Here is an 8,868-nt window from a genome sequence, read left to right on the forward strand (position 1 = left end):
GGAAGCTATCTAATAGAACGTCACACTGTTCCTATAGAATTTCTCGCTTCTACTTCAACTATAAAAATTAAGTTCCTTAACTTTCCACTTCCTAGAACGTCAAATGAACCCCAAGTAGTCGCTCAGTTTATACTCTAATCAAAAAACAAATGTTATCCTCAGCCTTTGGTGATACGCCTATTACGTATGGTAAAAAGTTATTAAAAAGCTTGTTCCTTTATTCGGTTCACTTATGACTTCTATTTCTCCCTTTCCTTTTTGTACAAGTTCTTTTATTAAATAAAGTCCAATACCTCGACCTTTTTTCTCTTTTGTTGAATAGCCATTATCAAAAATATGCTCCTTCACCTCATTTATCATGCCTATACCATTATCTGTTACTAAGATTGCCAGCACATCCTCATCCTCATCAACAGAAACTTGGATCATTTTTTCTTCCATTTGTACATCCCTTAATGCATCAAAAGCATTTTCAATCAAGTTACCAAATAAAATAACGAAATCATGATGGTCTAAATTTTTCGGGAATTTTGTCAAACGGCTTTCTCTATCTATCTCCAGTAGAATTCCCTCTTCTTTCGCATGGGAAATTTTACTAAGTAAAAGCCCTGAAATATTTTCATTTTTAATCCGTTCATTTAAAAAGTTTGTAATTTCATCGTGTTCTTCTTTTACTTGCGTTAAATAAGAAAGTGCTTGTTCATGATGGCCAAGCTGCAAAAGACCAGCAATTGTGTGCAATTTATTTTTATGCTCATGTGTTTGTACGCGTAATGCTTGTACAAATGCCTTCACACCGGTTAATTCCTCTGCAAGCTTTTTCACTTCTGTACGATCCTTAAACATGGCCACAGCGCCAACCGTTTTTCCATTAACTTGTATAGGAATACGATTACTCATAATGCTATGATCATTAATATAAAGCTCACGATTGAAAATAGGTTGGTCTAGCTCCAAAATTTCTGGTAATCGTGTATCAGGTAACACGTCAAAAATTTTCTTCCCTATTAATGTTGATGGTTGTTTGTGAACACCTAATATGACAGATGCTTTTTCATTAAATATTGTGATTGTCAAGTCATTATCAATGGCAATAATCCCTTCATGCATTGCGTTAAAGGTTTCTGTTCGTTCGACATACATTTTAGCAATTTCATGGGGCTCTAGCCCAAACATTTGCTTCTTCATATGAAGGCCTAACGTATGAGCCCCCCATGCACTAAAGAAAAGAGACAATAAAATAGTAATCATTAATTCTGTTTGAATAGATTGCAGTAACTCACCAACAGTTAAAACACTATATCCTACTACTACTACACCTATTTGTTTTCCTTCCTTACTCATGATCGGGACGAATGCCCGCACCATATCTCCATGTTTACCATGTGCGATGGATGTATAATAATGCTCAGAGAACGCTGCGTTTAGATCACCTGATTGCGAGACTTGCCCGATTTCTTCTGTATTTGGATGTGAGTACTTGCGCCTTTGCATATCAAGGACAACAATATACTGCGCGCCATTTATATCACGTATTTCTTCCACTACAGGATTTATGTGTTGCGTAGCCTCATTAAAATTATTATTTGCAATGTAAGTTTTCAGTTCAGGAAGCTGTGATACTGTTTTTGCCACAAGTAAAGCCTGATTTCCAAGCTTGTCCTTTTGTTCATTCATGACATAGCCTAGCAAAAATGTACCACCTATACTAAAGGAGAGCATGAGAATAAAAAAAGTCAGAGACATAATTTTTCTCTTCATCGATATTTTTTGAAATTTCAAGATGTACGCCTCCCTCTCACTATATTTTAGCTTACCCCATATGTTAGAATAACAAAAACATCAGAAAATACGAATAAATTGGGTGTAATAGATGAAAAAATTTATTATTGGCACAATAGTAACCGTTTTACTATTAACGATAGCGATTAGTGTTCAACAAGGCTTACTTTTTGCTAAACCTCTTCCCTATGACGATGAGCAAAAAGGCTTGGATACACAAATTACGATTCATTTAAGTCATGTGGTAGCTGAGAATACACCAAAAGGACAAGCGGCAAGTAAATTTGCAGAGCTTGTTGAGGAAAAAACAAATGGTGAGGTGAAAGTACACGTCTACCCAAACTCCTCCTTGTTTAATGATGAAAATGAGTTTCAAGCTTTGCAAAATGGAGAAGTAGAAATGATTATCCCTACTTTTTCAAAGATGACCTCCTATATACCAAATTGGCAGGTTCTTGATTTACCTTACCTTTTTAATACGGATGACGAAGTTCATGAGGTTCTTACAGGTTCGATTGGTGAACAGTTGTTAAATGAGCTTGAACCTTTTCATATAAAAGGACTGAGCTTTTGGCATAATGGCTTTAAACATTTAACCTCTGTCAATCATCCTATTCATACATTTGAAGATTTAAAAGGCTTACGAATCCGTACAATGCCAAGTAAAACTCTTGAAAAGCAATTCGAGGCTGTTGGGGCTACACCAACCCCAATTTCCTTTAGCGAAGTTTTTACTGATTTAGAATCGAAAACCATCGATGCTCAGGAAAACACTGCGTCAAATATTTATTCTAAAGGTTTCTATAAGGTGCAGAAGCATATGACCTTAACTAAGCATGGCATTTTAGGATACGCCGTTTTAATTAATGATAATTTTTGGAAATCTCTACCTCCAAAAATTCAAAAACAGATTATGGAGGCTATGAAAGAAACAACAGACTGGCAATTTGAACAGGCTGTAGAAATGAACGAAGAAAATCTGCAAAAACTTGAGCAGCAAGAGAACTTTGAGATTTATACGATGAGCAATAAGGAACGCCAACGCTTTAAAGAACAACTAGCACCTGCCTATGATTTTTATAGAAACAATGTACAAAATAACGATGTTTTATCGGAAATTGAAAAAATTGTTTCCCCTTAAAGTGAAAACTTTAAACATTGAAATATAGGATCAATACTTTTGTTCATTAATGATAAAATCCTCACTAGCGTGGGGATTTTTTCTATTGTATTATAATAGATTCTAAAATTACAAACTACTATAAAACAGCCTCAAACCCTTGATATCACTAGGTTTATTCACCATTCAACTAAAAATGAACAAAATGAACAATAGAAACATTACGGTCATAAAAACTATTGTCGGAAAATTTCAGCTATGATAATCACATGAAAGCGTTCACATAATATTCATAAGTAGTGTAAGGGGAGAACTTTATGCGTATAAATTTTAAAAACTTAACTGTACAAGTACTGATTGCCATTGTGCTAGGTATTATTGTAGGTGCTACGTTTCCAGAGTTCGGAGCGCAGTTAAAAATATTAGCAGATATTTTTATTAAATTAATTAAGATGTTAATAGCTCCTATCATTTTCTTAACAGTTGTTATTGGAATTGGTAGTATGGGCGATGTAAAAAAAGTTGGTAAAATTGGCGGGAAGGCATTAATCTATTTTGAAATTGTCTCTACTTTCGCACTAGCAATCGGCTTAATTGTTGTCAATATTGTACAACCTGGTAAAGGCTTTAATACAGCAGCTGCAAACGGTGCAGATGTTTCTCAATATACAGAGGCGGCAGCCGCTACAGAACATGGTATTGGTGCATTTATTATGCAAATCATTCCTGAGAATGTTGTCGGAGCACTTGCAAATGGAGAGTTATTACCTGTTTTATTCTCAGCTGTTTTATTTGGCATAGCTGCTGCAGCTATTGGTGAACCAGCTAAACCAGTTATTAAATTTTTCGAACAAGTAGCAGATATATTCTTTAAAATTGTTAATATGGTCATGAAGGTTTCACCGATTGGAGCATTTGGTGCTATGAGCTACACAATCGGTAATTTCGGTCTTAAATCACTAGGAAACTTAGGATTTTTAATGCTTTCCGTTTATATTACAATGTTTATTTTTATCGTATTCATCATTGGTCTTATTACACGTTACTTTGGATTTAGTATCTTTAAGTTTATTAAATATATTAAAGATGAAATTTTTATCGTTATTGGGACATCATCATCAGAATCTGCCCTTCCTTCAATGATGCGCAAATTAGAAAACTATGGTTGCTCTAAGCAAGTCGTTGGTCTTGTCATTCCAACGGGGTACTCCTTTAACTTAGATGGTACGTCCATTTACTTATCTATGGCGGCTATTTTTATCGCACAGGCTTATGGAGTTGACTTAGATATTTGGCATCAAATTACATTGCTTGCTATTTTAATGCTAACATCTAAAGGTGCGGCCGGTGTAACAGGCTCAGGCTTTATCACACTCGCGGCAACATTAGCAGCATTCCCTATGATTCCAGTAGAGGGGATTGCACTTTTAATCGGGGTCGACCGCTTTATGTCAGAAGCCCGCGCCGTTACAAACTTAATTGGTAATGGTGTAGCAACAGTTGTCGTTTCAAAAATGGAAAAAGAATTCGATCCAGAGCAGGAAAAACGTGCTCTTGCAGGAGAAGTTACAACTCAACAATAAAAACGAAGGCTGTCCGAACGTGGAAAATTCCACATTTTCGGTCAGCCTTTTTCATTGTTAATATTCTTATTGATTCCGTTTCAATTACTATGTATATGATAGAGTTTATATATTTCGTAAAATGGCCATTTTATGAAAATTTTTGTTGAAGGTGAAACCTAGAGTTAAGCTTCCCCGTATAGTAAGTAGATTGGAGGCTTTTTTTATGATTACTTTTACCCTTACCTACCCAAAAGCTTTCGAAAGCTTTTCAAGTATTCCTATTGTGAATGAACAACATGAGACAGTTTGTTTGCTACAAAAGGTTGAACGTTCATCCGTTGGAAAAGTAATCAACGCTGTTATGCTAGTTGCTGCACAACAGTCATTACCACATCGCTATGAAACACGCACTACTTTAGGAGCATCACTTTTTCAAGTGCAATCTACACTCTTAACAAAGGGGGTTAGCCATCAGCTTATTATGCCAGATGGATCCATTTTACCGATACAACGGAAGACGGTTCAATTACTTGAATCCTCCTACTCTTTTACAATGGATGGACTCGCTTTTCGCTTTGAAAAGGATTTTACTTCAACCGCCTATTTATATTGTAATGATGAAAAAATAGCAAGCGTTAGTAGTATAGAAACTGAACTTGTACGTACTGGTATATCTTTTAAAATTTTCAACTCTGACGATACGCTCTTTGTTGCTTTGCTTGCAACTCTGTATCAGGCTTTATTCTCAATGAGTAATAAGTAGAACGGTGGTTCGTTTCCATTCCAAGTGGACACTTTCCTAGGGGTTTCAGTCGCAAATTCCTAGGAGTCGACCGGCCTCGCCTCAATTCCTATACATAAAAATTCGTTTTAAAAAGATATGAACGATAAAACTCCTTTTGCTAGGTTTTTTTTTTGATGGTAGAAATTATATAAGTAGTTTTATTGCATTTACAACTACATCGCTGATTTTTCATAAAAGCTAGTGATTATATGTCTTCCACTACTGCTAGAACCATTCAATATATTCCGGGACACGAAATAAATTCGCTTTGTTTTGACCATTTTAAGCCGTCCTTCTAAAAAAGGAGTACACTAAAGAGGTAGAAATACTATACATTTGGAGGCATTTAAAATGGATACAAAAGCAGCAGACATTAAAAATTTAATGACGTTAGATCTACTTGTTCAAATTCTAGAGGAACGCGGTATTATGACAGATAGGGAATTAAAAGAACGTCTCACTAATAACGTTAAACTTTCCTCTATGGATGCAGATTTAAAAGAAAAAGTCATTGAAAAAATAAAACATTAATGGAGCGGATGGCATATCAAAAAGGGCCGCTTCCTAATAAAAATACTGTAAGCGGCCCCTTTTTAAATATGCACTTTTAGTTCCTTCACACGTACAGCAGTTCCTGTTATAGAAATATTCAATTTCCCCTCATCTTATACCTAATCAATTATGCTCCGTATAAAAAACGAAACAAACGCAACGATACCATTAAGAAAAATGATAGCACAACAAAGTTTTTGGGAATATTTGTAGAATGATAATATATAATGAAAGAAACATAAGTAACCTTAGTTAATAAAAGGACCGGATTACGAAAAAAAGGGGAAAAATTAAATTTGAAAAAAATTTTATTAATAGTAAGTTTGTTATTATTGGTTGCGTGTTCAAATGATGAAGTTAAATATGATGGAGCACCTTTAAAAATTGCTGTAGTTGGTGATATTCCTGAATTAAATAACGAAAAAATTCATTTCGAACCAATTTCATTAGTTGAATTTAGTGAAGATACATTGCACATTTCAACAAATTTTGATGCTGTTATGATAATCCAGTGATGTTTGAAGAAGCATCAGATGATAGATTTGTTAAAGTGTATAAAAATTCTAAAATTCCTATTTTTTTGATTCAACAAAACGTCATTTTCCATTTACAAGTGAAGGGCTTACCTATGAAACAGCTCATTGGGAAGTATTAAATAATGGTTCTCATACGACAATTTATTTATCTGACAACGATGCAAATAGAGAAGATGCTTGGTATTTCTATTTAAAAGATGAAAAAGAGATAGATATCCTTTACAAAGAGATTTTTCAAAAGATTGAAACATTAAAAAGATAGATTTTTATGTATTTGCCACTCGAAAACCAGCGTATTCGAAAATTCTCGAATACGCTTTTAATTTGAGAAAAACAACAATCAAAATAGAGCCAAATTAAAAAAGCAATATGCACTTTTTACTGTACATACTGCTTAAGGTCTTTATCGAATTGTTTTTAACGCTGTTGCCCAAGGAATAAGTTGATCAAGCATTTGATTTACTGAATCTGCTTGCACATCCTTTGGTTTAAATACTGTACCGTTTTCGAAATCTGTAAATAAAGATAAAGCAGGATGTACGCGAACATCCGCTACTAATAATTCACCAAGAATTCCACGCAAATGTTCAGCTGCTCTTGCACCACCTACAGAGCCGTAAGAAACAATACCTGCGGCCTTATTATTCCATTCTACGCGTAAGTAGTCTAATGCATTTTTTAGTGCACCCGTAATGGAATGGTTATATTCTGCAACAATAAATACAAAACCATCACATGCAGCGACTTTTTCTGACCATGTAGCTGCACCCGAAGCATCTCCACCTGGCTCGCCTAGAAATGGTAATTTAAAATCTGCGATATCAATAATTTCATATTCCGCATCTCCGCGTTTTCCAGCGACTTCCTTTACCCATTCGCCCACTTGTGGACTTAAACGACCTTCACGCGTACTCCCTAAAATTACCCCTATTTTCAACATATTACTCCTCCTTCATTCATCCCAAATTGTGACCGAATCATTCATTGAACTAAAAACGGTTCTCTTAACCATGTTGTACAGGAATCCATTTCTTTATTCAATACATAGATGGTTAATGAAACCATTGTTTTTTACTTCGAATTAAATTATCTTTAATCCAAGATAAAAATATCATATATTTATAAAAAATTCCAATTATTTAATTCGGATTATTTTAAATTAATAGGTCTTTCTAATGCTGCAAGCTCATCCTCAATCGATGCATATTGTCTTTCTACAACATATTTTGCATCCGAGATTGCCGCATTATAAATATGTGGAGCAATATTCTCCTTTATAAAGTCTAATACTCTTTCTGCTTCAAATTCTGAAATATCCTCATCTCGATTATTGTAGAAAAATCGTTGAATATCAGCTATTATTGTTTCCTGTTGTTCTTTTGTTAAACGAATAAACATTCCACAACTCTCCTCTCATTGCCATTTATACTCACCTATCATAACACTCTAAAATTAATCCATGCATACACAAAAAGACTGAATTATAATAAATACAATAATTCAGCCTTCATTACGTTGAAAAACTAATATGTCAATGAGATTAAGGTGTCCTATTAAATTAAGTACGGCTCTATGGCAAAACGAGGGGTTGATTTCCGTTCCGGCTTGGCGCTTTGTTGTTGCTGTCGCTACGCTTTCGCACAGATAAAACAATTGCTGTCGCTACGCTTTCGCACAGAGCAAAGCTTCCTGGGGGCGTCCGATGAGCCGCTAATCCCCAAGGAGTCGCCAAGCCTCCACTCCAATCAACCAATTCACATAGCATAAGTTTTCTGGCCTCTAATTTATAGTGATAAAACAATACCTTAGCACTTGGGTTATATCTGTGCGAAAGTCAGCGACAGCAACAATAGGTTTTGTTTATGCGAAAGCGAAGCGACAGCAACAATAAAAGTGGAGGAAGCGGCTCGACTCTCGCTACACAGGAAAGTGAGTAGCCTGGAATGGAAATCACCCTCATTTAAAGAGCAAAACCATTCACCAATATTTCCTTGAACATATAGTTTTTAACATTTAAAAGACTGAATTATATTTAATTCTATAATTCAGCCTTATTATTACTGGTTACATTTAAATGAATAGTTTGTTGATAGAAAACTCTTTTCCTTTGAGACGATGGCTTCTCCACCGTCTTTTTCACATTGCTCGGTCATAGCATCAATTTTTTTGGCATTCATTGTATTTGTCATAAATGTCATGCCTATCCGATACGAAAAACATATACATTTCTTAAAAAATGTAAACATCTCTACTGTGACACAACTTATATCTTCCGACTTTCGTATTTGTGTCTTCCTTATTCTTCGAGTCTGGTTTCGCAAAAAGCTACTGCCATTTAGTATGACTCTCCAAAGGCTTAAATTCCGCAGTATCGTTGCGTACACATCTAAGGTTTAGTGTCAGATCAATTATGCCTCGGCATAATCGCGTCCGAAATCGGCTTTGTGCTTAGGCCTGCACGATGCAGGTCAGTTAGCCGTTATCGCATGGATGCGATGATTTTAGGCTAACATCCCCTAAGAACTCCTT

Annotated in this window: 11 protein-coding genes; 6 read left to right on the forward strand and 5 right to left on the reverse strand. The window is 35.2% G+C overall.

Annotated features, from left to right (window positions below; translation table 11 throughout):
• Window positions 1-180: 180 nt before the first annotated feature.
• Window positions 181-1,761: an ATP-binding protein gene (locus ACFCYJ_RS14205; protein ID WP_483869484.1), complete on the reverse strand. Its 1,581-nt coding sequence runs from the start codon at window positions 1,759-1,761 to the stop codon at window positions 181-183.
• 112 nt (window positions 1,762-1,873) lie between these two features.
• On the opposite strand from ACFCYJ_RS14205, the gene ACFCYJ_RS14210 reads away from it, so the two are divergent.
• The 6 genes from ACFCYJ_RS14210 (at window position 1,874) to ACFCYJ_RS14235 (ending at window position 6,458) form a co-directional block, all read left to right on the forward strand.
• Complete coding sequence (locus ACFCYJ_RS14210; protein ID WP_376074577.1) at window positions 1,874-2,923, forward strand: TRAP transporter substrate-binding protein; 1,050 nt, start codon at window positions 1,874-1,876, stop codon at window positions 2,921-2,923.
• A 296-nt stretch (window positions 2,924-3,219) separates the two neighbouring features.
• Complete coding sequence (locus ACFCYJ_RS14215; protein ID WP_376074578.1) at window positions 3,220-4,485, forward strand: dicarboxylate/amino acid:cation symporter; 1,266 nt, start codon at window positions 3,220-3,222, stop codon at window positions 4,483-4,485.
• 205 nt (window positions 4,486-4,690) lie between these two features.
• Window positions 4,691-5,230, forward strand: a complete 540-nt coding sequence (locus tag ACFCYJ_RS14220) for a tubby C-terminal domain-like protein (protein ID WP_376074580.1) — start codon at window positions 4,691-4,693, stop codon at window positions 5,228-5,230.
• 372 nt (window positions 5,231-5,602) lie between these two features.
• Window positions 5,603-5,782 carry a hypothetical protein gene (locus tag ACFCYJ_RS14225; protein ID WP_376074581.1) on the forward strand — a complete coding sequence of 60 codons (180 nt, stop codon included), beginning with the start codon at window positions 5,603-5,605 and terminating at the stop codon, window positions 5,780-5,782.
• Window positions 5,783-6,099: 317 nt separating this feature from the next.
• A complete protein-coding gene (locus tag ACFCYJ_RS14230) occupies window positions 6,100-6,318 on the forward strand; it encodes a hypothetical protein (RefSeq protein WP_376074582.1) in 219 nt (72 codons plus the stop codon).
• Window positions 6,315-6,458 (forward strand): hypothetical protein, encoded by a 144-nt coding sequence (locus tag ACFCYJ_RS14235; RefSeq protein WP_376074583.1) that lies wholly within the window; start codon window positions 6,315-6,317, stop codon window positions 6,456-6,458. The genes ACFCYJ_RS14230 and ACFCYJ_RS14235 overlap by 4 nt, the downstream gene beginning before the upstream one ends.
• Window positions 6,459-6,742: 284 nt before the next feature.
• Here ACFCYJ_RS14235 and ACFCYJ_RS14240 read toward each other — a convergent pair whose 3' ends face one another.
• The 4 genes from ACFCYJ_RS14240 to ACFCYJ_RS14255 all read right to left on the reverse strand — a co-directional run bounded on the left by ACFCYJ_RS14240 (window position 6,743) and on the right by ACFCYJ_RS14255 (window position 8,528).
• The gene (locus ACFCYJ_RS14240; protein WP_376074584.1) at window positions 6,743-7,279 is read right to left on the reverse strand and encodes an NADPH-dependent FMN reductase; all 537 of its coding nucleotides are present in this window, start codon (window positions 7,277-7,279) and stop codon (window positions 6,743-6,745) included.
• A 209-nt stretch (window positions 7,280-7,488) separates the two neighbouring features.
• Window positions 7,489-7,737 carry a DUF2164 domain-containing protein gene (locus tag ACFCYJ_RS14245; protein WP_376074585.1) on the reverse strand — a complete coding sequence of 83 codons (249 nt, stop codon included), beginning with the start codon at window positions 7,735-7,737 and terminating at the stop codon, window positions 7,489-7,491.
• Between the two features lie 172 nt (window positions 7,738-7,909).
• Window positions 7,910-8,104, reverse strand: coding sequence for a hypothetical protein (locus ACFCYJ_RS14250; protein ID WP_376074587.1), 195 nt, complete (start codon window positions 8,102-8,104; stop codon window positions 7,910-7,912).
• A gap of 292 nt (window positions 8,105-8,396) precedes the next feature.
• On the reverse strand, window positions 8,397-8,528 hold the full coding sequence (locus ACFCYJ_RS14255; RefSeq protein WP_376074588.1) for a hypothetical protein: 132 nt from the start codon (window positions 8,526-8,528) through the stop codon (window positions 8,397-8,399).
• Window positions 8,529-8,868: the final 340 nt, after the last annotated feature.

Origin of the sequence: Lysinibacillus sp. NPDC056232, from assembly GCF_042267565.1 — a bacterium.
Classification (GTDB): domain Bacteria; phylum Bacillota; class Bacilli; order Bacillales_A; family Planococcaceae; genus Lysinibacillus.